24 protein-coding genes are annotated in these 23,454 nt (G+C 72.7%); 10 read left to right on the top strand and 14 right to left on the bottom strand.

Features of this window, described 5'->3' with window-relative positions:
• Nucleotides 1-202: 202 nt before the first annotated feature.
• Together ACFV9D_RS26335 and ACFV9D_RS26330 are read left to right on the top strand one after the other, a co-directional pair.
• Entirely contained in the window at nt 203-1,741 is a 1,539-nt protein-coding gene (locus ACFV9D_RS26335; protein WP_385151023.1) for a S8 family serine peptidase, read from the top strand.
• Nucleotides 1,742-1,817: 76 nt separating this feature from the next.
• A complete protein-coding gene (locus ACFV9D_RS26330; RefSeq protein ID WP_385151020.1) occupies nt 1,818-3,119 on the top strand; it encodes a CoA transferase in 1,302 nt (433 codons plus the stop codon).
• Here the strand turns inward: ACFV9D_RS26330 and ACFV9D_RS26325 are convergent.
• The 8 genes from ACFV9D_RS26325 to ACFV9D_RS26290 form a co-directional block, all read right to left on the bottom strand.
• Nucleotides 3,109-4,152, bottom strand: coding sequence for a zinc-dependent alcohol dehydrogenase family protein (locus ACFV9D_RS26325; protein WP_385151017.1), 1,044 nt, complete (start codon nt 4,150-4,152; stop codon nt 3,109-3,111). The genes ACFV9D_RS26330 and ACFV9D_RS26325 overlap by 11 nt on opposite strands.
• 18 nt (nt 4,153-4,170) lie before the next feature.
• Entirely contained in the window at nt 4,171-4,848 is a 678-nt protein-coding gene (locus ACFV9D_RS26320; RefSeq protein WP_385151015.1) for a lysoplasmalogenase, read from the bottom strand.
• Nucleotides 4,845-5,723: a sterol desaturase family protein gene (locus tag ACFV9D_RS26315; RefSeq protein WP_385151012.1), complete on the bottom strand. Its 879-nt coding sequence runs from the start codon at nt 5,721-5,723 to the stop codon at nt 4,845-4,847. Before ACFV9D_RS26315 ends, ACFV9D_RS26320 begins: the two co-directional genes overlap by 4 nt.
• A gap of 143 nt (nt 5,724-5,866) precedes the next feature.
• Nucleotides 5,867-6,580, bottom strand: coding sequence for a VIT family protein (locus tag ACFV9D_RS26310; protein ID WP_385151009.1), 714 nt, complete (start codon nt 6,578-6,580; stop codon nt 5,867-5,869).
• Between the two features lie 24 nt (nt 6,581-6,604).
• Nucleotides 6,605-7,828, bottom strand: a complete 1,224-nt coding sequence (locus ACFV9D_RS26305; RefSeq protein WP_385151006.1) for an amidohydrolase family protein — start codon at nt 7,826-7,828, stop codon at nt 6,605-6,607.
• Nucleotides 7,828-9,120 carry an amidohydrolase family protein gene (locus ACFV9D_RS26300; RefSeq protein ID WP_385151003.1) on the bottom strand — a complete coding sequence of 431 codons (1,293 nt, stop codon included), beginning with the start codon at nt 9,118-9,120 and terminating at the stop codon, nt 7,828-7,830. Before ACFV9D_RS26300 ends, ACFV9D_RS26305 begins: the two co-directional genes overlap by 1 nt.
• A gap of 11 nt (nt 9,121-9,131) precedes the next feature.
• Nucleotides 9,132-10,016 (bottom strand): SDR family NAD(P)-dependent oxidoreductase, encoded by an 885-nt coding sequence (locus ACFV9D_RS26295; protein ID WP_385151001.1) that lies wholly within the window; start codon nt 10,014-10,016, stop codon nt 9,132-9,134.
• Nucleotides 10,016-10,813, bottom strand: coding sequence for an acetoacetate decarboxylase family protein (locus ACFV9D_RS26290; protein ID WP_385150999.1), 798 nt, complete (start codon nt 10,811-10,813; stop codon nt 10,016-10,018). The genes ACFV9D_RS26295 and ACFV9D_RS26290 overlap by 1 nt, the downstream gene beginning before the upstream one ends.
• 95 nt (nt 10,814-10,908) lie before the next feature.
• On the opposite strand from ACFV9D_RS26290, the gene ACFV9D_RS26285 reads away from it, so the two are divergent.
• The 7 genes from ACFV9D_RS26285 (at nt 10,909) to ACFV9D_RS26255 (ending at nt 19,179) form a co-directional block, all read left to right on the top strand.
• A complete protein-coding gene (locus ACFV9D_RS26285) occupies nt 10,909-11,556 on the top strand; it encodes a TetR/AcrR family transcriptional regulator (protein WP_385150996.1) in 648 nt (215 codons plus the stop codon).
• Nucleotides 11,557-11,707: 151 nt separating this feature from the next.
• Nucleotides 11,708-14,305 (top strand): MXAN_6230/SCO0854 family RING domain-containing protein, encoded by a 2,598-nt coding sequence (locus ACFV9D_RS26280; protein WP_385150993.1) that lies wholly within the window; start codon nt 11,708-11,710, stop codon nt 14,303-14,305.
• 132 nt (nt 14,306-14,437) lie between these two features.
• Nucleotides 14,438-15,412: a DEDDh family exonuclease gene (locus ACFV9D_RS26275; RefSeq protein WP_385150990.1), complete on the top strand. Its 975-nt coding sequence runs from the start codon at nt 14,438-14,440 to the stop codon at nt 15,410-15,412.
• A 54-nt stretch (nt 15,413-15,466) separates the two neighbouring features.
• Nucleotides 15,467-15,700, top strand: a complete 234-nt coding sequence (locus ACFV9D_RS26270) for a hypothetical protein (protein WP_352192130.1) — start codon at nt 15,467-15,469, stop codon at nt 15,698-15,700.
• A 69-nt stretch (nt 15,701-15,769) separates the two neighbouring features.
• Nucleotides 15,770-16,570, top strand: a complete 801-nt coding sequence (locus ACFV9D_RS26265) for an SURF1 family protein (RefSeq protein ID WP_385150987.1) — start codon at nt 15,770-15,772, stop codon at nt 16,568-16,570.
• 64 nt (nt 16,571-16,634) lie between these two features.
• Nucleotides 16,635-18,419 (top strand): glycoside hydrolase family 15 protein, encoded by a 1,785-nt coding sequence (locus tag ACFV9D_RS26260; protein ID WP_385150985.1) that lies wholly within the window; start codon nt 16,635-16,637, stop codon nt 18,417-18,419.
• 4 nt (nt 18,420-18,423) lie between these two features.
• The gene (locus ACFV9D_RS26255) at nt 18,424-19,179 is read left to right on the top strand and encodes an SDR family oxidoreductase (RefSeq protein ID WP_385150982.1); all 756 of its coding nucleotides are present in this window, start codon (nt 18,424-18,426) and stop codon (nt 19,177-19,179) included.
• Between the two features lie 54 nt (nt 19,180-19,233).
• On the opposite strand, the gene amaP is transcribed toward ACFV9D_RS26255, so the two are convergent.
• Genes amaP through ACFV9D_RS26230 form a run of 5 tightly spaced genes read right to left on the bottom strand, consistent with a single transcriptional unit; the run spans nt 19,234 to nt 21,462 of the window.
• Nucleotides 19,234-19,821 (bottom strand): alkaline shock response membrane anchor protein AmaP, encoded by a 588-nt coding sequence (gene amaP, locus ACFV9D_RS26250; protein WP_385150979.1) that lies wholly within the window; start codon nt 19,819-19,821, stop codon nt 19,234-19,236.
• Between the two features lie 4 nt (nt 19,822-19,825).
• Nucleotides 19,826-20,431, bottom strand: coding sequence for a DUF6286 domain-containing protein (locus tag ACFV9D_RS26245; protein WP_385150976.1), 606 nt, complete (start codon nt 20,429-20,431; stop codon nt 19,826-19,828).
• Nucleotides 20,428-20,778, bottom strand: coding sequence for a hypothetical protein (locus ACFV9D_RS26240; protein ID WP_385150973.1), 351 nt, complete (start codon nt 20,776-20,778; stop codon nt 20,428-20,430). Before ACFV9D_RS26240 ends, ACFV9D_RS26245 begins: the two co-directional genes overlap by 4 nt.
• 6 nt (nt 20,779-20,784) lie before the next feature.
• Entirely contained in the window at nt 20,785-20,976 is a 192-nt protein-coding gene (locus ACFV9D_RS26235; RefSeq protein WP_385150970.1) for a hypothetical protein, read from the bottom strand.
• A gap of 30 nt (nt 20,977-21,006) precedes the next feature.
• Complete coding sequence (locus ACFV9D_RS26230) at nt 21,007-21,462, bottom strand: Asp23/Gls24 family envelope stress response protein (RefSeq protein WP_385150967.1); 456 nt, start codon at nt 21,460-21,462, stop codon at nt 21,007-21,009.
• A 92-nt stretch (nt 21,463-21,554) separates the two neighbouring features.
• Between ACFV9D_RS26230 and ACFV9D_RS26225 the strand changes: the two genes are divergently transcribed.
• Nucleotides 21,555-22,250: a hypothetical protein gene (locus tag ACFV9D_RS26225; protein ID WP_385150964.1), complete on the top strand. Its 696-nt coding sequence runs from the start codon at nt 21,555-21,557 to the stop codon at nt 22,248-22,250.
• A 339-nt stretch (nt 22,251-22,589) separates the two neighbouring features.
• Here the strand turns inward: ACFV9D_RS26225 and ACFV9D_RS26220 are convergent, their stop codons facing one another.
• Nucleotides 22,590-23,387 (bottom strand): enoyl-CoA hydratase/isomerase family protein, encoded by a 798-nt coding sequence (locus ACFV9D_RS26220; RefSeq protein ID WP_385150961.1) that lies wholly within the window; start codon nt 23,385-23,387, stop codon nt 22,590-22,592.
• Nucleotides 23,388-23,454 lie beyond the last annotated feature (67 nt).

The following is a 23,454-nucleotide window of genomic DNA, read 5'->3' as shown; positions in this document are numbered from 1 at the left end:
CACCTCCCCTGCACAACGGCACGGAGGGCGGGGCGAAGCGGTTCACCGCGAATCTCTACTCCCCTGGACCTTCCTCCGGATCTTCATCAAGTCCTCTCAAATCATTGAAGGGTCGGGATGATCAGCGATAACTTCACTCGTCATGCACCTGCCCGTCCGCAACCCGCGCGCGGGCAGTACATACGGATGATGTGGAGAACCCATGGCTCATCTGGGATCGAGACGCGGCCGAGTACTCGCTCTGCCTGCCGGTCTCGCGCTCACGGCCTCCCTCGGCTTCCTTCCGACCGGCGCATCCGCCGCGGAGCTGAGTGACGCCCCGGCGACGACCGCCGTCTCGACGGACGGTCCCAAGCTGTCGTACGTCGTGAACATCGAGGGTGGCCGCTGGACGGCCGCCTCGGTGAAGAAGGCGATAGCCGCGGCCGGTGGCACGGTGGTCATCTCCTATGACCAGATCGGCGTGATAGTCGTCCACTCGCAGAACCCCGAGTTCGCGAAGACGATCCGCCAGGCCGAGGGCGTGGTGTCCGCCGGTTCGACGCGCACCGCCCCGCTCTCCGTCCAGACCGACACCTCTGTCGGCGAGGGCGGCCAGGCGCTCACCGCTGCCGAGGCCACGGCCTCCGCGGCCGACGCCACGGACAACCAGGACCCGCTCGAGCCGCTGCAGTGGGACCTGCCCGCCATCAAGGCGGACAAGGCCCACCAGAAGACGCTCGGCAGCAGCAACGTGACGGTCGGTGTCATCGACACCGGTGTCGACGACACCCACCCCGACCTGGCGCCGAACTTCAACGCCCGCGCCTCCGCCAACTGCGTGACCGGCAAGCCGGACACCACCCCCGGCTCGTGGCGTCCGAACCCGGGCGAGAGCGACCACGGCACGCACGTCGCCGGCACCATCGCCGCCGCCAAGAACGGCATCGGTGTCACCGGTGTCGCGCCGGGCGTGAAGGTCTCGGGCATCAAGGTGTCCACCCCCGACGGCTTCTTCTACACCGAGGCCGTCGTCTGCGGCTTCGTGTGGGCGGCCGAGCACGGCGTCGAGATCACCAACAACAGCTACTACACCGACCCGTGGCTGTTCGCGTGCAAGAACGACGACGACCAGAAGGCGCTGATCGAGGCGGTCACCCGCGCGACCCGCTACGCGGAGCGCAAGGGCACGGTCAACGTCGCCGCGGCCGGCAACTCCAAGATGGACCTGGCGGCGGACGAGATCACGGACGTCACCAGCCCGAACGACACCACGCCGGTGACCCGCGTCATCGACCCGAAGGTGTGCTTCGACTACCCGGCGATGCTGCCGGGCGTGGTCACGGTCTCCGCGACGGGCGCCAAGGACCTGAAGGCCTCGTACTCCAACTACGGTCTCGGCGTCGTCGACATCTCGGCGCCCGGCGGCGACCGCACCGAGTACCAGACCCCGGACGCCCCGGCGGTCAACGGCCGCATCCTGTCGACCACGGTCAACGGCGGCTACAACTACAAGGCCGGTACGTCGATGGCCGCGCCGCACGCCGCCGGTGTGCTCGCGCTGCTGAAGTCGACGCACCCGAAGGCGAGCCCGGCCGCGCTCAAGGCCCTGCTGTACGCGCAGGCCGACGACCGCGCCTGCACGAACCCGTACGACATCGAGGGTGACGGCAAGATCGACGCCGTATGCGAGGGTGGCAAGAACAAGAACGGCTTCTACGGGGCCGGTCTGGTGGACGCGCTGGACGCCGTCCGCCGGTAGGAACGCGTGACGGGGCCCTGGTGTGGTGTGCCACACCAGGGCCCCTTCGCATGGCACTGAGTGCCATCATGCGCTCATGGACAACACAGTGCGTACGGGTACGGAGTTGTTGTGGTCGGCCCTCGGCGGCGATCCCGCGCTGGTCGACCGCGTGTCGTTCGTCGGCCCCTCCGGGCTCCTGTCGGCCCGGCTGCCGGTGATGGACCTGGCCCGGGCGACGGTCGCGGTCGCGGGCCTCGCCGCCGTCGAGCGGGAGGGCCGGCCGGGCGGGGTCGGGGTGGACGACGGGGCGGTGGCCACCGCGTTCGTGAGCGAGCGTCATCTCCGGGTGGACGGACGGGCCCCGGTGACCTTCGCTCCGCTGTCCGGCTTCTTCCGGGCCGCCGACGGCTGGATCCGCACGCACGCCAACTATCCGCACCACCGGGCGGCGCTGCTGCGCGCGCTGGAGGTACGGGAGGAGTCGCCGGAGGCGGTGGCCGCGGCCATCGCCGAGCGGAAGGCCGTCGACGTCGAGACGGCGGTGTACGCGGCCGGGGGCCTCGCCGTCGCCGTACGCACACCGGAGCAGTGGGCGGCGTCCGAGCAGGGCCGGGCGGTGGCGGCACGGCCCCTGCTGACGCGCGAGCGGCTGGACGACGCGGCGCCCAGGCGGCGTTCGGGTCCTCTCCGGGTGCTGGATCTCACCCGGGTCATCGCGGGTCCGGTCGCGACCCGGACGCTCGCGCTGCTGGGGGCGGACGTGCTGCGGATCGACCCGCCGGAGAACCCCGAACTGCCCGACCAGCACGCGGAAACGGACATCGGCAAGCGGACGGCCGCGCTCGACCTGGACCGCCCCTCGGACCGCCGTACGTTCGACGAGCTGTTGGACGCGGCGGACGTGCTGGTCACCGGCTACCGCCCCGGCGCACTGGACCGCTACGGCCTCCACCGGCCCGGTCTTGTGATCGCCCGGCTCTCGGCGTGGGGCGACTACGGTCCGTGGGGCGAGCGGCGGGGCTTCGACAGCCTGGTGCAGGCGGCGACCGGGATCGCCGTGACCGAGGGTTCGGAGGCCGAGCCGGGCGTGCTGCCTGCGCAGGCGCTGGACCACGGCACCGGCTATCTGCTCGCGGCGGCGGTGCTGCGCTCCCTGACCGAGCAGGACCGGGACGGCGGTACCCGTCTCGTACGCCTCGCGCTGGCCCAGACGGGCCACTGGCTGACGCACACGCTCCCCTGCTACGAGCCGGAGCGGTACCTGACCGAGACGGACGGCCCGCTGGGCCGGCTGCGGCACGCGCTGTCGCCCGTCTCGTACGAGGGAGGCCCGGCGGGCTGGTCGCGACCGCCGGGCCTTCAGGGCGGGGACGACCCCGTATGGCTCAGGGCTTGACGAGGACCTTCAGCGCCGTGCGCTCGTCCATCGCCCTGTAGCCGCCCGGGACGCCGTCGAGGCCGACCGTCAGGTCGAAGACCGGGGACGGGTCGATGCGGCCGTCGAGGACGTCCGGGAGCAGCTCGGGGATGTACGCGCGGACCGGCGCGACGCCGCCGCGCAGGGCGATGTTCCGGTCGAACATGACGGACAGGTCGAGTCCCGTGCCGCTGCCGTGCGGGACGCCGACGTAGCCGATGGAGCCGCCGTCGCGGGCGATGGCGACGGCGGTGCGCATCGACTGCTCGGTGCCGACGGCCTCGATGACGGCGTGGGCGCCCTGGCCGCCGGTGAGTTCGCGGACGGCGGCCTCGGCGGCCTCGCCCCGCTCGGCGACGACGTCGGTGGCGCCGAAGGTCCGGGCGATGTCGGTACGGGCGGTGTGGCGGCCGAGCGCGATGATCCGCTCGGCGCCGAGGCGCTTGGCGGCGAGGACGCCGCAGAGGCCCACGGCTCCGTCGCCGACGACCGCGACGGTCGAGCCCTTGCGGACGCCCGCGCCGAGGGCGGCGTGGTGGCCGGTGCCCATGACGTCGGAGAGCGCGAGGAGCGCGGTCAGCAGGTGGTCGTCGGAGGCGGCCTCGGCGGGCAGCCGGACCAGGGTGCCGTCGGCGAAGGGGACGCGGACGGCCTCGCCCTGGCCACCGTCGGAGCCCACGGAGCCCCAGAAGCCGCCGCTCGGGCAGGAGGTCTGCAGGCCGTCGGCGCAGTAGTCGCAGGTGCCGTCGGACCAGACGAAGGGGGCGACGACGAGGTCTCCGGCGGTGAAGCCGGTGACGTCCGCGCCCGCCGCCTCGACGATGCCCAGGAACTCGTGGCCGATCCGCTGGCCGGGCTGCCGGGCGGACTCGCCGCGGTAGGCCCACAGGTCGCTGCCGCAGATGCAGGCGCGCAGGACCCGGACGACGACGTCGGTGGGGTCCTGGATCACGGGGTCGGGCACGTCCTCCACGCGCATGTCGAACGGGGCGTGGATGGTGGTGGCGCGCATGGGGGACGGTCCTTGCTGTCAGTCGGTTGTACGACCTTCACCGTACGCCCGCGTGAGCACTCCCGCGGTCAGCAGGTACTGGGCGGCGATGTAGGTGGCCATGACCCAGAAGTCGGGGACGGGCAGCTGGGGCCACTCGGCGACCCCGGTCGCGATGAGGGTGTCGGACAGCAGGAACAGCGCGCCGCCGGCCCCCGCGGTGAGCCCGAGGGCGCTCGCGCGGTAGGCCATCGCGGTGAGCAGGAGCGAGTAGCAGGCGACGGGGATCCGCAGCTCGGCGGGGAGGTCGGGCCACAGGAGCGCGACGGTGCCGACGAGGGCGACGGTGTACGCGGTCCCGAGGGGGACGGACGTACGCCGTCGTCCGAAGAGCACGAGGTAGCAGACGTGGCCGGCGGCGAAGGAGCCCATGCCGACGAGGAAGGCCCAGTCGGCGTCGGAGAGCAGGAAGACGTCCCCGCCCCAGCCGAAGAGCAGTGCGACGAGGAGGAGCTTCGGGGCGCCGCGGGTGGCGGCGTACGCGGCGAGGAGCGGCATCAGCAGCGGCTTGGCGATGCGGTGCCCGAGCTCGGCGTCGGCGAGGAGGGAGACCAGGTCGACGGCGACGGCGAGCGCGAAGGCGGCGAGGAGGGTACGGGAGAGCGTGCCGGCGGCGCCGAGGGCCGGGGAGGCCGCACCCGGGGTACGGGCGCTCACGCGGCGGGTTCCGCGGCGGCGGGGCCGGTGGCCTTCGGGGGCTGCGGCCCGGGCTGCCAGCCGGGGCCCCGGAAGACCCGCCCGGCGCGCTCGCGCCAGCTCGTCGCGGCGCGTACGTCACGGGCGATGGCGGCGTACTCGTGGGTGGCGACGCGCAGCGGGTTGTAGGTCTCGATGTTCTTGGTGAGCCCGAAGACGGGCTTGGCGGTCTCCCCCACCCAGGAGCCGAACATCCGGTCCCAGACGATCAGGATGCCGCCGAAGTTCCGGTCCAGATAGCCGCCCTGGGAGGCGTGGTGGACGCGGTGGTGCGAGGGCGTGTTGAGGACGTACTCGAAGGGGCGGGGGAGCTTGTCGATGCGCTCGGTGTGGACCCAGAACTGGTACACGAGGTTGATCGAGTAGCAGAAGGCGACGGCGGCCGGGTGCACGCCGAGGGCGATCATCGGCAGATAGAACGGCCAGGACGTCAGGCTGGTCCAGGGCTGGCGCAGCGCGGTGGTGAGGTTGAACTTGCGGCTGCTGTGGTGCACCACGTGGCAGGCCCACAGGATCCGGATGACGTGGTGTCCGCGGTGCTGCCAGTAGTAGAAGAAGTCCTGGGCGAGCAGCATCAGCGGGATCGTCCACCACAGGACGGGGACGCGGAGCGGGGTGAGCTCGTAGACCGCGGTGTAGATCGCGACGATCGGGATCTTCCAGAGGAAGTCGAAGACGAGACTGCCGATCCCCATGCCGAGGCTGGTGGCGGCGTCCTTGGTCTCGTACCCGGCGGCGTCCTCGTCGGGATGGAGCCGGTAGCTGACCATCTCCAGGACGGTGAGCAGGACGAACGCCGGTATGGACCAGAGCACGACATCGGGCAGGTTCGGCATGGGGACGACGGTAGAGGCGCGGGCCGGGCGCGGCTAGACGTTGTTACCAACAAGTATGCGAGACGGCTTGTCAGCAAGCTTTGGCACCTTCCGACAAGACCGGTCGAAAAGTGCCCGGGGCGGGGACTTGCCCGCGGGCGGTACTAGACCCCCGCCGCCCCCAGCAGCGACCCCGCCCCGTACGTCACCGCCATCGCCAGCGCCCCGCCGGCCATGTTGCGCAGGACGGCTCGGCCCGGTGGGGCCGCGCCGAGGCGGGCGCTCCACCAGCCCGTGGCGGCGAGGGCTGCGAGGACGGACAGGACGGTGACCCAGAGACGGATGGAGGCGGGTGGAAGGACGATCGCGAGCAGCGGGAGCAGGGCGCCGACCGTGAAGGCGAGGAAGCTGGCGGCGGCCGCGTGCCAGGGGTTGGTGAGCCGGTCGGGGTCGATGCCGAGCTCCACGCGCGCGTGGGCGCGCAGGGCGTCGCGTTCGGTGAGTTGTTCCGCGGCCTCGCGGGCGACCTCCGGGGAGAGGCCGCGGTCCGACAACAGCCCGGTCAGCTCCGCCAGTTCGGCCTCCGGCTGTTCGCGCAGCTCGCGCCGCTCCTGGGCGAGGGCCGCCTTCTCCGAGTCGCGCTGGGTGGAGACCGAGACGTACTCCCCCGCCGCCATCGACATGGAACCGGCGAGCAGGCCGGCCAGACCGGCGGTCAGGAGCGCGGCCTGCGACTCCGTCGCGCCGGCGACACCGACGACGAGGCCCGCCGTGGAGACGACTCCGTCGTTGGCTCCGAGCACGGCGGCCCGGAGCCAGTTGAGACGGGTGCCGAGATCTCCGCCGTGGGCCTCGTCGTGGGTGGGTGCTTCAGTCACCCGGGGAGGGTCTCACCCGGTCGTTCACCAGACGCGGACCGACCCGCCCGGGGCGAAGGCCGGACTCGTGGCCTCCGCCGGCACCTCCTTCAGGGGCTCGGCGATCTCCTCGACGGTCGGGCCGTGCTCGGCCGCAAGGGAGTCCAGGAACGGCAGGTCGAAGCCGTAGACCCGGGCCGCGTTGCCGCCGACCATCGCCGCGACCTCCTCCCTCGGCAGCCCCGCGTAGGCGATGCGGAGGCCTTCGCGGGAGTACGGGGTCGTGCCCTCGTCGTGCGGGTAGTCGCTGCCCCACATGATCTTGTCGAGGCCGATCCGGTCGCGCAGCGGCACCTCGTGCGGGCGCATGAAGCTCGCGCCGACGAAGCAGTTGTCCCGCCAGACCTCGCTGGGCCCCTTGCCCATGGACTCCGCGAGTCCGGCCCCGAACTTGGACTCGGCGGTGGCGGCCCGCGAGGCCGCCGCCACCAGACGGGCGTGGTAGTAGTCCAGCATCTCGATGACCCCGGGGATCCAGCCCGAACCCTGCTCGGTGAGGACGAGCTTCAGGTCCGGGTGGCGGCGGAAGGCACCGCCGAAGACGAGGTGCCAGAGCGCCCGGTGCGAGAACCACGTCGTCTCCACCATGAACACCGCGCGCGCCGCCGGTTCGTCACCGAGCGGCGGTGAGGCGGAGCCGCCGTGGTGGTTGACCGGGACGTCCAGCTCCGCGCAAGCCCCCCAGATCGGGTCGTACGTCGACGAGTACAGCTCGGGGATCCCGCTGCCGGGAGGGGCGCCCGGCAGGAGGATGCCGCCGGTGAGGCCGGCCTCCTTGGTGCGGCGGATCTCCTTCACCGCCTCGTCGACGTCGTTGAGGAGGATCTGCGCCACGCCCGCCCGCCGGCCGGGCGCGTCCGCGCAGAAGTCGGCCAGCCAGCGGTTGTGCGCGCGCAGCCCGGCCCAGCGCTGCTCGAACTCCTCGCGGGTCGGCGCCGGGGCCATCAGGGAGGCGGAGGGGAAGAACGGCGGGATGGTGTTGGGGAACACGACCTCCGCGACGATCCCGTCCGCCTCCAGCTCGCGCAGCCGGCGCCGGGAGTTCCAGTTGCGGTCGGCGGTGTCGGCGAGCAGGTCCTCGTACGGGTTGACGTATCCGGCCGCCCAGGCGTCGAAGGCGTCGTGGTGCTTCTTCTCCAGGTACGGCTTGTAGTCGAGGAGGTCCGCGCCGGCGTGGCAGTCCGCCGAGATGACGGTGTAGCGGTCCATCAGCTCACTCCCGGGGTCGGTCCCAGGGTCGGGAAGTCGTGGTTCGTCAGCCAGTGGCGGCCGACCTCGCGCGAGCGCGCCCAGGACGCCTCGACGGCTTCCTGGTCGGGCGACTGGCCGAGCTCGGCGGGGGTCGGGCCGATACGGCGGGCGATTGGATCCAATATGTGAACATCGAATCCGAAGACCTCGGCCGCCGCGAGACCCAGCATCCGGCGCGTCTCGGCCACCGGGATGTCGTGGAACGTGTTCCGCAGCCACGCGCGCGTGTTGGGCCAGGTCCCCTCCGGGTGCGGGAAGTCGGAGCCCCAGAGGATGTTGTCCACGCCGATCTCGTACCGCTGGGCCAGCTCGCGCCGCTTGGTGTTGGTGGCGCAGACGAAGACCTGGCGGTCCAGGTACTCGCTCGGCGGCCGCTTCAGCTCCGCGAACGGGGACAGCTTCTTTCCGCCGTGGGCGCCGAGGTAGAGCCGGTCCATGAACCACAGCAGGTTCGGCAGCCACCAGCAGCCCGACTCGGCGACGCCGAACTTCAGCCCCGGGTGGCGCTCGAAGACCCCGGACCAGAGCAGGAACCACAGCGGCCTGGCCGGCCACCAGGTCACCTCGCTGACGTAGATGCCGAGATGGTCGCCGTACTCCTCGCGGGGCGCCGCGCCCGAGTGGGTGACCAGCGGCATCCCGGTCTCGGCGGCGGCCGCCCAGATCGGGTCGTAACACCGGTCGTGGTAGGGCTCCTTGTCCACCCACATGGAGGGGATCATCAGCGCGCCGAGCCCGGACTCCTTGGCCCGGTGGATCTCGGCGACGACCTTCGCGGGCTCGGCCGTGATCGGCAGCAGCGCCACCCCGCAGTGCCGTTCGGGGTTCTGCCCCACGAACTCGGCGAGCCAGCGGTTGTGCGCCTGCGCGCCCGCCATGCCGAGCTCCGGGTCCTGGTCGCCGGAGAGTCCGAGGCCCACCCCGAAGGGCGCGGCGGTCTGGCTGTCCACGGCGTCCGCGTCGGGGAAGACGACCTCGGCCGCGACCCCGTCGCCGTCGAGCTCCTTGAGCCGCTGGGCGGCGTCCCAGCCGCCCCGCAGCCCTTCCTCGTTGTCGCTGAACCACTTGTTCGCGAAGTCCTCGTTGCGCACCCCGAGCCGGGTCATCGCCTCGCGGCGGGCGTCGCGTCCGGCGAGGAACTCGTCGAAGGCGCGGTGGAAACGGGAGTCGAGATAGGGCCGGTAGCGCTCGGTGGGCAGACCGGCGTGGCAGTCGGAGGAGATGATCAGGTACGGGTCCTCATAGGTCATGGCTGGGCCCCTCAGTCGAGGATGAAGCTCTCCAGGTACGACGGGTTGGCGCGGTCGAGCATCGACTGCGAGCGCGCCCGGATCTGCCGGTCGCTGTGCTCGCTCGCCGGGAGCATCCAGAACCGGTCGGCGCGGATGCCGTCCACGACGTGCTCCGCGACCTCCTCGACAGGGGTGAAGGCGACCTCGTGACCGGCGTCCTTCATGGCCGCCTCCCACTGGTCGAGGCTGCGGTACGGGGTCTTGCGCGGCCGTTCCTTGGCGTACCGCTCGGGCCTGTTGCGGTGCGACTCCCACAGGCCGGTGCGCAGCATGTGCGGGCCGGGGAAGAGCACGGACGCCCCCACGCGCGCGTGCTCGGCCTTCAGGTGCGCGTACAGCGACTCGGTCATGGTGACGACGGCCGCCTTGGTGACGGCGTAGACGGAGGCGGTGGGCAGCGGGGCGATCCCGCCGTCGCCGGAGGAGGTGTTGACGACGTGCCCGGGCCCGCCGCCGGCGATCATGCGGGGGACGAAGGCCTGGATGCCGTGGAAGACGCCCCAGACGTTGACGGCGAAGGCCCATTTCCAGTCGTTGGGCTCGTGCTCCCACATCCGGCCCTCGGCGCCGGAGCCGACCCCGGCGTTGTTGCACAGGACGTGCACGGCGCCGAAGGTGTCGTACGCCGCGTCCGCGAAGGCCCGTACGGACTCCGCGTCGCTGACGTCGACGGTACGGGCGAGGATCCGGGCGCCACCCTCCATGAGTTCGCCGGCCGCCTTGGCGAGCGCGGCCTCCTCCACGTCGCCGAGGACGACGGAGAGCCCTTCGGCGGCGAAGCGACGCGCCATGGCGAGTCCGATGCCGCTCGCCGCGCCGGTGACGACCGCGACCTGTCCCTGCCGCAGCTCCATCACACGCTCCCTTCCGGCGGGCCGTCGAGGATCTGCTGCGGGTCGTCGTAGCGCTGGTGGATGTACGGCAGGAGGGCCTGGGCGCTCACCCGTTCCACGACCCGGCCCTTCTGGTCGGTGGTCTTCTCGCCGATGGTGATCTCGACGATCCGGCGGACGGGGAGGTCGGCGACCGGGTCGTACATGGACTCGCGCAGGACGATGTCGCCGGTGATCTGCTCGAGCTTGCGCACCTTCTCGCCCCGAACGCAGTGGACGAGGACCGGGTCGGCGTCGAAGCCCGTGCCGTCCACGCCCGGCAGGAACTTGAAGTAGAAGTCGGTCTTCTCGGCGGGCTCGGGCAGGGGCAGCGGGCCGGAGACCGCGCCGCGCACCTCGACGAAGGCGATGCCGTGCCGTCCGAGCGAGGCGCGGACGACGAGGCCGTCGCGTTCGACGACGACCTCGCCGAGCTTCTTCGGTTCGCCGAAGACCTCGCGGCCGCCGATGAGGGCGCGCTCCAGGGTCATCGGCATGACGAGCGGATACCAGCCCTCCTGGTCGCCGTGGGCGGCGGCGACGGCGACCGAACCGGCGCCGAGGGGATAGCCGGGCAGGTCGACCTGGGAGATGTTGGCCCGGACGAGGGGCCGTTCGGTGGGCTTCAGCGGGGGCGGCAGGACCGCCGCGACCACGTCCGGATCGGTCTCCCAGACGGCGACCACTCCGGTGGACCAGATGTCGGGGAGCTTCGCGCTCTTCGTGCGGGCCGCAGTGATCTCGGCCTCGGTGCGCGCCCCGTACCGTACTCGTGCCATGACGTACCACCCTTCAAGGGGTCGGGTCTGTAACACAGTTACACCGGCGGCGATGAAGGGTAAAGAGCCGTGCACGCAACAGAATGGGGGAAGGGATGGCGCGCACCGCACTCACCCGCGAGGAGGTCCTGGAGACCGCCGCCGCTCTGGTGAAGCAGCACGGCCCGGACGCGCTGACCATGCGCAAGCTCGCCGCCGAGCTCGGCACCGCGGTCACCTCGATCTACTGGCACGTCGGCAACCGCGAGTCCCTGCTCGACGCGCTGGTGGAGCGGACGGTCGCCGATCTCTCCGCGATCACCCCGCGCGGCCGCACGCCCGCCGCCCGGATCGTCTCGGTGGCCCGCGCGCTCCGCCGCGATCTGCGCGAGCGCCCGCATCTGGTGGCGATGGTCCACGAACGGGGCCTGACGGAGCGGATGTTCCTGCCCGCCCAGCGCGCGCTGGCCCACGAGGTGCACGCCGCCGGTCTGCGCGGCGCGCGGGCGGCGGAGGTGGTCAGGGCGGTGCAGATCCAGGTCGTCGGCTACGTGCTCGTGGAACGCAACCGCGAACGGGCCCCGGTCCAGTCCCCCGCCGAGGAGGAGCTCTGGGAGACGGAGACGACCGACCCGGACGACCCCGCCCTCGCCCGTGCCCTGGCCCGCCCTGTCGACACGGAGCGCCTCTTCACCACCTCCGTACGGGCCTTGGTGGAGGGCCTGTTGGGCTCCCATCGGCCGTCAGGCGACGGGGCGGATTAATTCGGTGGCACGCGCGCGTGGGGCCGTCCTAGGGTGAGCGCTCGCGGGGACGGCTCCGCAAGCGTGCTTCCTTCTCACTTTCTCTGACATCCGTAGCGCGCTCACTCTCCGTCCCCGCCTCACTCTTCCCCTCCCTCCTGGAGATCCCTTTTTGTCTGTGGTGTCGTCCGTCCTGCTCCGCCGTCTCCGTACGGTCTACGTCGATCAGGCCGGGCCCCGCCCCGGCGACCCGTCCACCGCCGAAGGACTCACCGCGCTGGAGGCCGAGCTCCTGGACCGCGGCTTCGCCCCCACCGCCGAGCTGCGGGCCGCACTCGCCTGGCTCGGACCGGCCGGACTCGCGGACGCCGGCAAGCAGGTGCTGCGCCATCTCGACGCGGAACTGGGGGCCGACCGCCCGCACATGCCGCTGTTCCGGTCCTTCCCGGCCTCCGTCCCCGACGACACCTTCGGGCTCTACGTCGACCGGGTCTTCACCCTGCTGCTCCAGTGGCCGACGCAGCCGTGCGTGCTGTGCGGTACGGCGGGCACGGTGCATCCCGTCTCGCCCTGCGCCCACCTCGTGTGCCGTCGGTGCTGGGACGGTGCGCAGTACGACGGCTGCCCCATCTGCCACCGCCGGATCGACCCCGCGGACCCCTTCCTGCGGCCGACCCCGGCGACGCCCCCGGCCGAGGAGGACGAGGAGGAGTCCTCCGCCGGTCCGCTGCGGCTGCTCGCACTCGGCCGTGACCGGTCCGCGGACGCGGCGAAGGCCCTGCTCACGCTGCTCGCCCGGCGCACACCGCTGTCCCCGGACGACCGCGACGATCTGAAGGTGCTGCTCACCGCGGCGCCCACCACGCTCGACTGGCTGCCCGCCGAGATCCCGGTACGCGAGACCAAGGCGCTGCTTCTGGGCACGCTGCTGCGCGACCCGGCCACCCGGGAGACCGTGCTGCCCGAGCTGGACGTCCGGTTGACCACCGCGACCGACGTCCTGCGGCTGCTCGCCGTCTGGTCGGGTGGTGAGGCGGACCTGCTGGAGCCCCGCCGTTTCCGCTCGTTGCCGCGCCCGCTGCGCCGCCGGCTCCTCGCCGTCCTGGACGGGCTCGACGTCACCTCGCTCGTCGAGGACCTGTCGCGTCACCCGGGTCTGTGGAAGAAGGCCGCCGAGACCCTTCACCCCTTCGAGCGGCACGACCGGCACCCGAGGGCGGCGATGGCGTTCGCCGTGCTGCGCTCCACCGACACGACGGCCGTCCCGCACGGCGAGGAGCTGCGGCGGACCGCCGCCGAGCACCCCCGCGCGGTGCGAATCGACGGCGGTCGCATCAAGCCGCACACCTGGACCGGCCGCGTCGAAACGGCCCTCGCCGCACGGGACATGGACACCGCGCTCACGCTGCTCGCCCAGCGCCCGGGCGAACTGGTGCGCCGTCTGGACCATCTCCTGCGGCTGTACGGCTCCGACACGCTCCACGCGCGCGTGGCCGAGGTCCTGCGCCGGGCCCTTCCCGGCGCGGGACCCGGACCGCTGCTCGCGGCGCTCGGGCAGCTGCGGATCCGCCATCTGCCGGGCGACCGGCGGGTGTTCTTCCCGCGCGGCCGGGTGACGCACGCCTTCACCCTGGACGACCGGCGCCCGCCGCTGCCGGCCCAGCTGACCGAAGAGGTCGTCGACCTGCTGGAGAGCGAGCTGCTGCGCAGGCTCGGCGCCGCGCCGCGCTTCGACACCGCCGTCCTGGACTCCGCACTGGCGGGCCTCGCCGTGCCGTCCTCGGAGGGCGCCGCGGTCAAGGCCCTGGTGTCGGTGCCGCGCGGGTCGACGCAGCCGCTGCCCCGGGGCGAGGTGCTGCGGATGTTCCTGCACTGGACGCAGCCCACCAGGACGCGGGTCGACCTGGACCTGTCCGTCGCCCTGTTCGACGCGGACTGGTCGTACGTCGGGCTGTGCGACTACACCAACCTCGTCTACGGCGAGCGGGCCGTCGTCCACTCCGGCGACCTCACCTCGGCCCCGGCGCCCAAGGGCGCGACCGAGTACGCCGATCTGGACCTCGCGGCGCTCGCCGAGGCCGGAGTGCGGTTCGCGATGCCGATCGTCTTCAGCTACAACAACGTGCCCTTCGAACAGCTCCTGGACGCCTTCGCCGGTTTCATGGCCCTCCCTTCCAGGGAGGGCAGGGGCGCTGCGTACGACCCGAGGACCGTGCGTCAGCGGTACGACCTCGTGGGCGACTCCCAGATCCATGTGCCGATGCTGGTCGACCTGGTGCACCGCACCTTCCTCTGGACGGACCTGCATCTGCCGCCGTCCGAGGGGTTCCAGAGCGTCTGGGCGCACAGCGCGGACCTGGGCCGGGTCGGCAAGGACCTGTACCAGTACTTCACCGCCGGGCGGACCACGCTGTGGGATCTGGCGGTGTGGCACGCCGCCGCGCGGACCGACGCGGTGACCGTCCTCCGGCGGGCGGGCGAGGGCCCGGACGAGGTGTGGGAGTACCGGCGGCGGAACGAGGAGCCGGTGGAGTCCTTCGCGGACCGGATCCGTACCGCGGGCTCGCCCGAGGCGCGGCGTGCGGCCGAGGACGGACGGGCGGTGGCGGCGGCCGGCGCGAGCGGCCGGCATGCCTTCCTCGCCCTCCTCGACGGCGACGTGGTGCCGGACCGCTCGACCGGGACGGTCTACCGCCTGCTGCCGGGTCCTGTGGACGGCTGCGGTCTCGAACAGGCCGCGGCCGGGGACCTGGTGGCGAGCCTCGGGTGACCGCGCGCGGCGGCTCCGGTGAACTCCCCCACGGGACGGGAGCCGTGGCCGTCGCGCGTCGACCGGATGGCCGGTTCCGGGTGCCGGTGGGGAGACCGGGGGCGGCGTTGTCGGCGGCGGCCCGTATTCTCAGTGACCATGCTCGACGACCGTACGACAGCAGCAACGTGGCCGGCCGCCTACCCACAGGGGTACGCGGTCGTCGACGTGGAGACCACCGGACTCGCCCGCGACGACCGGATAGTGTCGGCTGCCGTCTACCGCCTCGACGCCCAGGGCAACGTCGAGGACCACTGGTACACGCTCGTCAATCCGGAGCGGGATCCGGGACCGGTCTGGATCCATGGGCTGACCAGTGACGTCCTCGAGGGTGCGCCGCTCTTCCCGGAGATCGCCGCCGAGTTCTCCGCCCGGCTCGACGGCCGGGTCCTGGTGGCGCACAACGCGATCTTCGACTGGCAGATGATCGCCCGGGAGTACGCGCGGGCCGAGCGCACCGCGCCGGTGCGGCAGCGGTTGTGCACCATCGCCCTCTCCAAGGAGCTGTCGCTTCCGCTGCCCAACCACAAGCTGGAGTCGCTGGCCGCGCACTTCGGCGTCGTGCAGCAGCGGGCGCACAACGCGCTGGACGACGCGCGGGTGCTGGCCGAGGCGTTCCGGCCGAGTCTGCACACCGCCGCGGAGCGGAACGTACGACTCCCGCTGCTCGAGTGCCGGCCGCTGACGGAATGGGTGTCCACGCCGGCCGCGCCGCGGATCGGCTACCAGGCCTCGTACCACGCGAACAGCTGGCGCCCGTCGCGGAAGCGACCGCCGTGCCCGCATCCCAACCCCGGACGGTACGAAACGGACGCTCCGCTCAAGCAGGGCATGCGGGTGGCGTTCTCCGGCGACACCTCCATCGACCGCGAGCTCCTGGAGGACCGCGCGGTCGAGGCGGGCCTCCACGTCGCCACGAGCGTCTCCCGGCTGACGAGTCTGCTGGTGACCAACGACCCGGACTCCGTCACCTCCAAGACGGTGAAGGCCAAGTCCTTCGGTACGCCGATCGTCGACGAGGCGGCCTTCACCCAGTTGCTGCGGGACGTGGCCCCGGCAGACGGGTGACGCACCGGGCGTGCCGCCCGCGCTTCGCCCGGCGCACGTCGCACCCTGTGGCGCATGGCACGTTGTGAGGTCTGCGGAAACGATTACGGCATGTCCTTCGAGGTGCACGCGCAGGGCGCGGTGCACGTCTTCGACTGCTTCTCCTGCGCCATTCACCGCATGGCGCCCATCTGTGAACACTGCAAGGTCCAGATCATCGGCCAGGGCGTCGAGGTCGAGGGCAGCTGGTACTGCGGCGGGCATTGCGCCCGCGCGGAGGGAAAGGTGGGGATCGTCGACCACGTCTGAGTCCCGCCCGCCCCGGGCGACCGGAACCCCCGTGCGTGCACCCCATGACCACAGTTGTACGGTCATGGGGTGTACCGCTTCCTGTTGTCCCGGCAGTGGGTGATCCTCACCCTCGTCGCCCTCGTCCTCGTCCCGACGATGATCGAGCTGGGCTTCTGGCAGTTCCACCGGCATGAGCGCCGCGTCGCCCAGAACGCCCTGATCGCGGAGAACCTGAAGGCGAAGCCGCTCCCGGTCGAGGAGCTGACCTCCCCCGGCCACACCGTCCCGCGCGCCGACTACTGGCGCCGGACCACCGCCACGGGGACCTTCGACACCGCGCACGAGGTCGTCGTCAGGCGTCGTACCAATGCCGACGACCGTCAGGGCGTCATGGTGCTCACCCCGCTGGTCCTGAAGGACGGCCGGGTCGTCCTGGTCAACCGCGGCTGGGTCCCGGCCGCCCCCGACCAGAAGTCGTACCCCGAGGTGCCGCCCGCCCCCAAGGGCGAGATCACCGTCACCGGCCGGCTCAAGGCCGACGAGACGACCGGCGCCAGCGGTATCAAGGACCTGCGCGGGCTGCCGGACCGTCAGGTGATGCTGATCAACAGCGCGCAGCAGGCCGAGCTGCTCGGCCGTGAGGTCCTCGGCGGCTACCTGGAGCAGACGGCGCCCGAACCCGTGGGGAACACCCCCGAGCTGGTCCCCGAGCCGGACCACGACTCGATCGGCGCGCACATGGCGTACGCCGTGCAGTGGTGGCTCTTCACGGCCGGTGTGCCGGTCGGCTGGGTGATCCTGGTGCGTCGCGAGAAGCGCGACCGGGAGGCCGCGGCGCGGACCGACGAGAGCGCGGGAACCCCGGAGCCGGAACCCGCGGCCGTCTAGGACGGGCCCTGGCCCGTCAAGCCCCGCTGATTGACCGTCGTCTCTTCCGGGAACACGCCAAAGCGTGACGCAACGTATCGACGACTACGCCCTCATCGGCGATCTGCAGACCGCCGCGCTCGTCGGCCGCGACGGGTCGATCGACTGGCTGTGTCTGCCGCGCTTCGACTCGGCCGCATGTTTCGCCGCGCTGCTCGGCGACGAGGACAACGGTCACTGGCGGATCGCGCCCAAGGGCGCCACGACCTGCACCAGCCGGGGCTACGCCGGCGACTCCCTCGTCCTGGAGACGTACTGGGAGACCCGCACCGGCACCGTGAAGGTCGTCGACTTCATGCCGCAGCGCGACAAGGCGCCCGATGTCATGCGGATCGTGGAGGGCGTCAGCGGCCGCGTCGAGATGAGCGCCGTGCTGCGGCTGCGCTTCGACTACGGCTCGATCGTGCCGTGGGTCCGGCGCAGCGACGGCCATCGGGTGGCCGTGGCGGGACCCGACTCGGTGTGGCTGCGCAGCGAGCCGTCGGTGAAGACCTGGGGGCAGCAGTTCGCCACCTGCTCGTCGTTCACGGTCGACGAGGGCGAGAAGGTCGCGTTCGTGCTCACCTGGCATCCCTCGCACGAGCCGCGCCCGGAGCTGATCGACCCCTTCGGCGCGCTCGACGAGTGTCTGACGGACTGGCGTGACTGGTCGGCGCGCTGCACCTACGAGGGGCCGTACCGGGAGGCGGTGCTGCGCTCGCTGATCACGCTCAAGGCGCTCACGTACGCGCCGACGGGCGGCATCGTGGCCGCGCCCACGACCTCGCTCCCGGAGGAGCTGGGCGGCGTACGGAACTGGGACTACCGCTCCTGCTGGCTGCGCGACTCGACCCTCACGCTCGGCGCGCTGCTGTCGGCCGGTTATGTCGACGAGGCGGCGGCGTGGCGCGACTGGCTGCTGCGTGCGGTGGCGGGCGATCCGGCCGATCTGCAGATCATGTACGGGCCGGCCGGCGAGCGGCGGCTGCCCGAGATGTCGGTGCCGTGGCTGCGCGGCTACGCGGACTCGGCGCCGGTACGGATCGGGAACGCGGCGGTGGAGCAGTTCCAGCTCGACGTGTACGGCGAGGTCATGGACTCGCTCGACATGGCGCGGGCGGCGGGGATCCCGGCCGAGCGGCACGCCTGGAACCTGCAGCTGAGCCTGCTGGGTTTCCTGGAGTCGACCTGGCGGGAGCCGGACGAGGGGCTGTGGGAGGTGCGCGGGCCGCGCCGCCACTTCGTGCACTCGAAGGTCATGGCCTGGGTCGCCGCCGACCGCGCGGTGCGCGCACTCGAGGAGGATCCCTCGCTGCGCGGTGACGTGGCGCGGTGGCGGGTGATGCGGGACGAGATCCACGCGGAGGTGTGCGCGAAGGGGTACGACCCGCAGCGCAACAGCTTCACGCAGGCGTACGGCTCGCGGGAGCTGGACGCGGCGACGCTGCTGATCCCGCGGGTCGGGTTCCTGCCTCCGGACGATCCCCGGGTGGTGGGGACGGTCGACGCGGTGCGCAAGGAGTTGACGCACGGCGGCTTCGTCCGCCGCTACAGCACCGAAGGGGTCTCGGTCGACGGCCTGCCCGGCGGGGAGGGAACGTTTCTCGTCTGCTCCTTCTGGCTCGCGGACGCGCTGCGGATGACCGGGCGGGAGAGGGAGGCGCGGGAGCTCTTCGAGCGACTGCTCGCCCTCCGCAACGACGTGGGGCTGCTGGCGGAGGAGTACGACCCGGTGGCGCGGCGGCAGCTGGGCAACTTCCCGCAGGCGTTCAGCCACATCGGCCTGGTGGGTACCGCCCTCGCGCTGCCGTGGGAGGACGCGGCAGGATAGGCCCATGGATCTTGGACTGAAGGACCGTGTGTACGTGGTGACCGGCGCGACGCGCGGGCTCGGCCGGGCCTCGGCCGAGGCGCTGCTCGCCGAGGGCGCGAAGGTGCTGATCACCGGGCGCGAGGAGAAGTCGGTCGCCGAGGCGGTCGAGGAGCTGGGCCCGGACGCGGCCGGTCTCGCCGCCGACAACGCCGACCCCGAGGTGCCGGGCCGGCTGATCGCGGAGGCGCGGGCCCGCTTCGGGCGCTTCGACGGCATTCTCGTCAGCGTGGGCGGCCCGGCGCCGGGCTTCGGCGCGGACAACACCGACGAGCAGTGGGCGGCGGCGTTCGACACGGTCTTCCTGGGGGCGGTACGGATGGCCCGGGCGGCGGCGGAGACGCTGGGCGAGGGCGGGGTCATCGGCTTCGTGCTCTCGGGTTCGGTCCACGAGCCGATCCCGGGCCTGACGATCTCCAACGGCCTGCGGCCGGGGCTCGCCGGCTTCGCGAAGTCCCTCGCGGGCGATCTGGGGCCGCGGGGCATCCGGGTCGTGGGCGTCCTGCCGGGGCGGATCGACACGGACCGGGTGCGGTCGCTCGACGCGATGTCCGGCGACGCGGACGCGGCGCGCTCGGCGAGCGAGTCCCGCATCCCGCTGCGGCGCTACGGCACGCCGGAGGAGTTCGGCCGCACGGCGGCGTTCCTCCTGTCGCCGGCGGCGTCGTACGTCACGGGCGTGATGATCCCGGTGGACGGCGGCGCCCGCCACGGCTTCTGACGGCCCGCTCCCGTGCGCCCGTGTGGGCATTCGCCCGCTGGGCGGGGCGGCGGGTCACGTCACTCGGCGGGCGCGGTGTTTGAGCGCTCTGAGGCGGGCCTCCGTCGGGAGGTACCGGAGGCCCGTCGAGGTGCGGGCCGCGGCGAGGGCCTCGTTCGTCAGGGAGGCAAGAGCCTCGCCGGGAGAGGCGTACGGCTCCAGGAGCAGTCGGACGCGGGTGCGGGGCGCCGTGCGGCGGCCCGTCAGGGCGACCCGGGCGCGGGCCACCCCGTCCTGCGCCACCGCGTCCGCCTCCAGGACGCTCTCCAGGGCCCGGCCCCGTACCGTCGCGGCTTCACCGTCACCGGTGTCGACCAGCACCTCCGCGAGCCGGGCCCGGCGGAACTGGGCGATCAGCCACCACAGGGCCAGAAGCACGACGAGCCCGAGGGCGGCGATGACCACCGGCCACCACCAGCCCTCGTCGCGCCACCGACGCCGGTCGGCATCGCTCAGCAGGACGTCGGAGGGCCCCGACCACGGCCACCACGAGGGCACCGCCAGATCGAAGCCGGCCGCCAGGACCGCCCCGCCGCCGACGACGAGCAGCAGGCCCACGAGTCCGAGCAGCACCCGGTTGACGCGCCGGAGAATGACGGTCACCGCTTCACCCCTTCCTCGGCGGGCGGCCCACCCGTACGGTCAGCGCCGGCGGCCGGGCGAGCCCCAGTTCCTCGATGCCCGCGGTGAGGACGCCCGTCACGTCCGCGCGCACCTTGTCGAGTTCGCGGAAGTGCGAGACCGCCCGCACCGCCACCTTCTTGCGCCTCATCCGTACCCGTACCGACTGCACGCCCGAGACCTCCATCGCCCGGTCCCGCAGGGTCAGCGCCGCGGCATCGCGGTCGAGGCCCGCCCGTACGTCGGCGTGGTCGCGCCGCATGGGGAGGACGGCACGCAGCCCGGGGGTGGACGCGAGCAGCAGGAGCCAGGCACCGAGGAGGACGGCCACGATCGCGCCGGCCAGGACCCAGGCGTTGTCGAGGGGCCGGGTGGCGAGTTCGTCGGCGGTCTCGCGCCGCCAGGCCATGGCCGTGCGGTCGGCCCGTACCGCGGCCACGTCGTAGAGCAGCAGCCCGGCGCCGCCGAGGATCAGGAGGGCGAGCAGCGCCGCCGGGATCCGCCGTACGGCCCAGAAGCGGCGCGCCTTCGGTACTGGTACGGGTACGGGTACGGCGTCGTTGCCGGTGTCCGTTCGGGGCGCCGTGCTCATCGCAGCCCCCGCCCGGCCGACTCGCGCGCCGTGCGCGGCGAGTGCAGGCGCTCCACGTGGACAGCCACTTCGGGCACCTCCATGCCGACCAGTTCCCGTACACGTCGGACCACTTGGCTGCGGACCGCGCCGCACTGGCGGCCGAGGTCGGCGGGGTATCCGAGCTCCAGACTCACCGAGACCCGGGCGATGTCACGCTGCACGACGACCGAGGCGTGCGGCTTGGATCCCCCGGGGGGTACGACGTCGAGCGCTTCCCGCGCCGCCCGCGCGGCGATCTTCGCGACGACCCGGTCGGCGATCGTCGTCGCCCCGCGGCCGGCGGGGCCCACCGGCTCTGTTGCCACCCCGCGTCACCGCCGCCGTTCGCCGCGTTCGCGACCTCGGAAGAAGTCGCCGGGTTCGAGGTCGCCCTCGACGAACCGCCCGACGACGAAGCCGACCGCACCCAACGCCGCGACCAGCACAAACGCCCCGAAGCCGCCGAAGTACCCGGCGAAACCGAGGCCCATTCCGGCCAAAAGGCCGACCACCGCCATGCTCATGCTGAGCCCTTTCCGCCGGGTCGACAGCGACTACTGGAGCCGCTGCTCCGACTGCTCCTCGTCCTCTTCGTCGGGCAGCTTCACATCGCTGACCGCGATGTTGACCTCGACGACCTCCAGGCCGGTCATCCGCTCGACGGCCGCGATGACGTTCTCGCGCACGGCCCCCGCCACGTCGGCGATGGAGACGCCGTAATCGACGACGATCTCCAGGTCGAGCGCGGTCTGCACCTCACCGACCTCGGCCTTCACGCCGCGCGTGGCGCTCGACTTGGCCCCGCCGCCGCCCGGCACCCGATCGCGTACGGCACCGAGGGTGCGGGAGAGTCCGCTGCCCATGGCGTGGACGCCCACGACGTCGCGGGCGGCAAGGCCGGCGATCTTCTCCACCACCCCGTCGGCGATGGTGGTCCGGCCGCGGGAGGCCGGGTCACCGCCGCCTCGCTTGGTCACGTTCGGTTCCCTGGGGTGCGCGGGGTCGTTCATGGCTTCCATCCCTTCCCTGCGGATATGTACTCCTTTGCCCACATTAGGTGCGCTTGCCCGGTCTCGCGCCGGGGATGCGGCAGGCTGGGGACATGACGACGACAGCAGGGACGGGATGGGCGGCGGCGGTGCGCGAGCGGCTCGGCCCGGGCCGGCTGCTGCCGCTGGGGGAGGCAGCGGACGGCGCGTGGCTGACGGAGCGCGCGGCGCGGGTGGTGCTGCTCCGGGCGGTGGCGGCCGTACGAGGGGTGGTGCCGGGGAAGCTGCGGGTGGGGCTCGCGGAAGCGGGCGGGGAGGAGCCGTTCCCGGTACCGCCGGGCGGGCTGCCGCCCGGGACCCTGGCGATCTCGGCCGAGTTCGCGGCGGAGTACGGGGCGGAGTGGAGCAGGCCGCTGCCGGCGCTCGCGGCGGCGGTGCGCGAGGCCCTGTTCGCCTCGGCAGAGCGGGAGTTGGGCCTCGCGGTCGTGGAGGTGGACCTGCGCGTGACGGGCCTCGCGGAGAGCGGGCAGGCGGAGCCGGATTCGTCGGCCGCCGCTCCCCCACCCGGGCGATCCGCGTCGGCCTCGGAGGATCCGACGGCCCTGGCGGTGCTCGCGGTCGACGGCGTAGCGGCCCTGACCGACACCCTGGGCGCCCCGCTCCACCGCGCGCCCGGCCTGCTCCGCCTGGAGCTGGCGGTCTCCCCCGGCCACCGCGCGCTGGACGTGGCCCGCGCGGCCCGGACGGCGGCGACCGCCGTCGCCCCGGAGGCGACGGCGGTCACGGTCCTGGTCTCAGCGGTCGGCTGACGCCGCCGGTTCACGGAGGGCGTACGACCCACCCGGCTGAACCACCCGGCGGACCGCGTCCGCCCGCGCAGACGGCCGAACGGCCGGGTCCGGTGGGTCAGGCCCGCACACGCGGCCGCACGGCGGTCCGATGGGTCAGGCCCCACAGGAGGCCGAACGGCCGGGTCCGGAGGGTCACGCCCGCACAGGAGGCCGCACGGCGGTCCGGTGGGTCAGGCCCGCACACGCGGCCGCACGGCGGTCCGGTGGGTAAGGCCCCGCACAGGAGGCCGCACGCCGGGCCCCTGTGAGTCAGGCCCGCCAGGTCCCGCACGCGGCCGAACGGGCGAGGCCGGTGGGTCAGTCGCCGAGGCCCGCCAGGTCGCGCAGGCGGCGGGCCTGGGCGGCGCGTTCGGCGGTGCGCTGGTCCTCGTAGGAACGGCCGGCGGCACCCTGGAGCAGCGCCTTGGTCTCGATCACCGCATCGCGCGGCGCGGCGAGCAGGGCGGCGCTCAAGTCCCGTACCGCGGCCTCGAGTTCGTCGCCGGGCACGGCGATGTTGGCGAGGCCGATGCGCTCGGCCTCCTGCGCGTGGACGAAGCGGCCCGTGGCGCAGATCTCCAGCGCGCGGGCGTAGCCGACGAGGGAGACGAGCGGGTGCGTGCCGGTCAGGTCCGGCACGAGACCCAGGCTGGTCTCACGCATGGCGAACTGCACGTCCTCGGCGACGACCCGCAGGTCGCAGGCGAGGGCGAGCTGGAAGCCGGCACCGATGGCATGCCCCTGGACGGCCGCGATCGACACGATGTCGCTGCGGCGCCACCAGGTGAACGCCTCCTGATACTCGGCGATGACCGCGTCCAGGTCCTCGTCCGAACCGCGTGCCAGGTCCAGGAAGGACGGCTCTCCGTCGAAGCCCTCGGGCGTGAACGCCTGCCGGTCGAGCCCGGCGGAGAAGGACTTGCCCTCGCCACGCAGGACCACGACCCGCACGTTGCCCGGCAATGACCGTCCGGCTTCCGTCAACGCCCGCCACAGAGCGGGAGACTGGGCGTTGCGCTTCGCCGGGTTGGTCAGGGTCACCGTGGCGACGGCGTCCTCGACGGTGAGCCGTACACCGTCCTTGTCGAACACGAGCACAGAGTCGAGCGAAGTCATGGGGCGCCTCCGGTTCCGGTGCAGCACTGCAAGGCTAAGTGACTGCACAGTAACCACCCGGTCGACC

The sequence above is a fragment of the Streptomyces sp. NPDC059875 genome, from assembly GCF_042731085.1.
In the GTDB taxonomy this organism is placed as follows: Bacteria; Actinomycetota; Actinomycetes; order Streptomycetales; family Streptomycetaceae; genus Streptomyces.
Note: the sequence above shows the minus strand (reverse complement) of the source record. Positions and strands in the feature narration are given on the sequence as shown.

What these genes read in the sequence shown, in the direction of transcription:
- ACFV9D_RS26285 (WP_385150996.1), top strand. Translation starts at nt 10,909, where the DNA reads ATGGCGCGCACCGCACTCACCCGCGAGGAGGTCCTGGAGACCGCCGCC.
- ACFV9D_RS26245 (WP_385150976.1), bottom strand. Translation starts at nt 20,431, where the DNA reads ATGAGCACGGCGCCCCGAACGGACACCGGCAACGACGCCGTACCCGTA.
- ACFV9D_RS26325 (WP_385151017.1), bottom strand. Translation starts at nt 4,152, where the DNA reads ATGCGCGCCACCACCATCCACGCCCCGTTCGACATGCGCGTGGAGGAC.
- ACFV9D_RS26255 (WP_385150982.1), top strand. Translation starts at nt 18,424, where the DNA reads ATGGATCTTGGACTGAAGGACCGTGTGTACGTGGTGACCGGCGCGACG.
- ACFV9D_RS26220 (WP_385150961.1), bottom strand. Translation starts at nt 23,387, where the DNA reads ATGACTTCGCTCGACTCTGTGCTCGTGTTCGACAAGGACGGTGTACGG.
- ACFV9D_RS26305 (WP_385151006.1), bottom strand. Translation starts at nt 7,828, where the DNA reads ATGGACCGCTACACCGTCATCTCGGCGGACTGCCACGCCGGCGCGGAC.
- ACFV9D_RS26235 (WP_385150970.1), bottom strand. Translation starts at nt 20,976, where the DNA reads ATGAGCATGGCGGTGGTCGGCCTTTTGGCCGGAATGGGCCTCGGTTTC.
- ACFV9D_RS26330 (WP_385151020.1), top strand. Translation starts at nt 1,818, where the DNA reads ATGGACAACACAGTGCGTACGGGTACGGAGTTGTTGTGGTCGGCCCTC.
- ACFV9D_RS26295 (WP_385151001.1), bottom strand. Translation starts at nt 10,016, where the DNA reads ATGGAGCTGCGGCAGGGACAGGTCGCGGTCGTCACCGGCGCGGCGAGC.
- ACFV9D_RS26290 (WP_385150999.1), bottom strand. Translation starts at nt 10,813, where the DNA reads ATGGCACGAGTACGGTACGGGGCGCGCACCGAGGCCGAGATCACTGCG.
- ACFV9D_RS26315 (WP_385151012.1), bottom strand. Translation starts at nt 5,723, where the DNA reads ATGCCGAACCTGCCCGATGTCGTGCTCTGGTCCATACCGGCGTTCGTC.
- ACFV9D_RS26225 (WP_385150964.1), top strand. Translation starts at nt 21,555, where the DNA reads ATGACGACGACAGCAGGGACGGGATGGGCGGCGGCGGTGCGCGAGCGG.
- ACFV9D_RS26335 (WP_385151023.1), top strand. Translation starts at nt 203, where the DNA reads ATGGCTCATCTGGGATCGAGACGCGGCCGAGTACTCGCTCTGCCTGCC.
- ACFV9D_RS26300 (WP_385151003.1), bottom strand. Translation starts at nt 9,120, where the DNA reads ATGACCTATGAGGACCCGTACCTGATCATCTCCTCCGACTGCCACGCC.
- ACFV9D_RS26230 (WP_385150967.1), bottom strand. Translation starts at nt 21,462, where the DNA reads ATGAACGACCCCGCGCACCCCAGGGAACCGAACGTGACCAAGCGAGGC.
- ACFV9D_RS26270 (WP_352192130.1), top strand. Translation starts at nt 15,467, where the DNA reads ATGGCACGTTGTGAGGTCTGCGGAAACGATTACGGCATGTCCTTCGAG.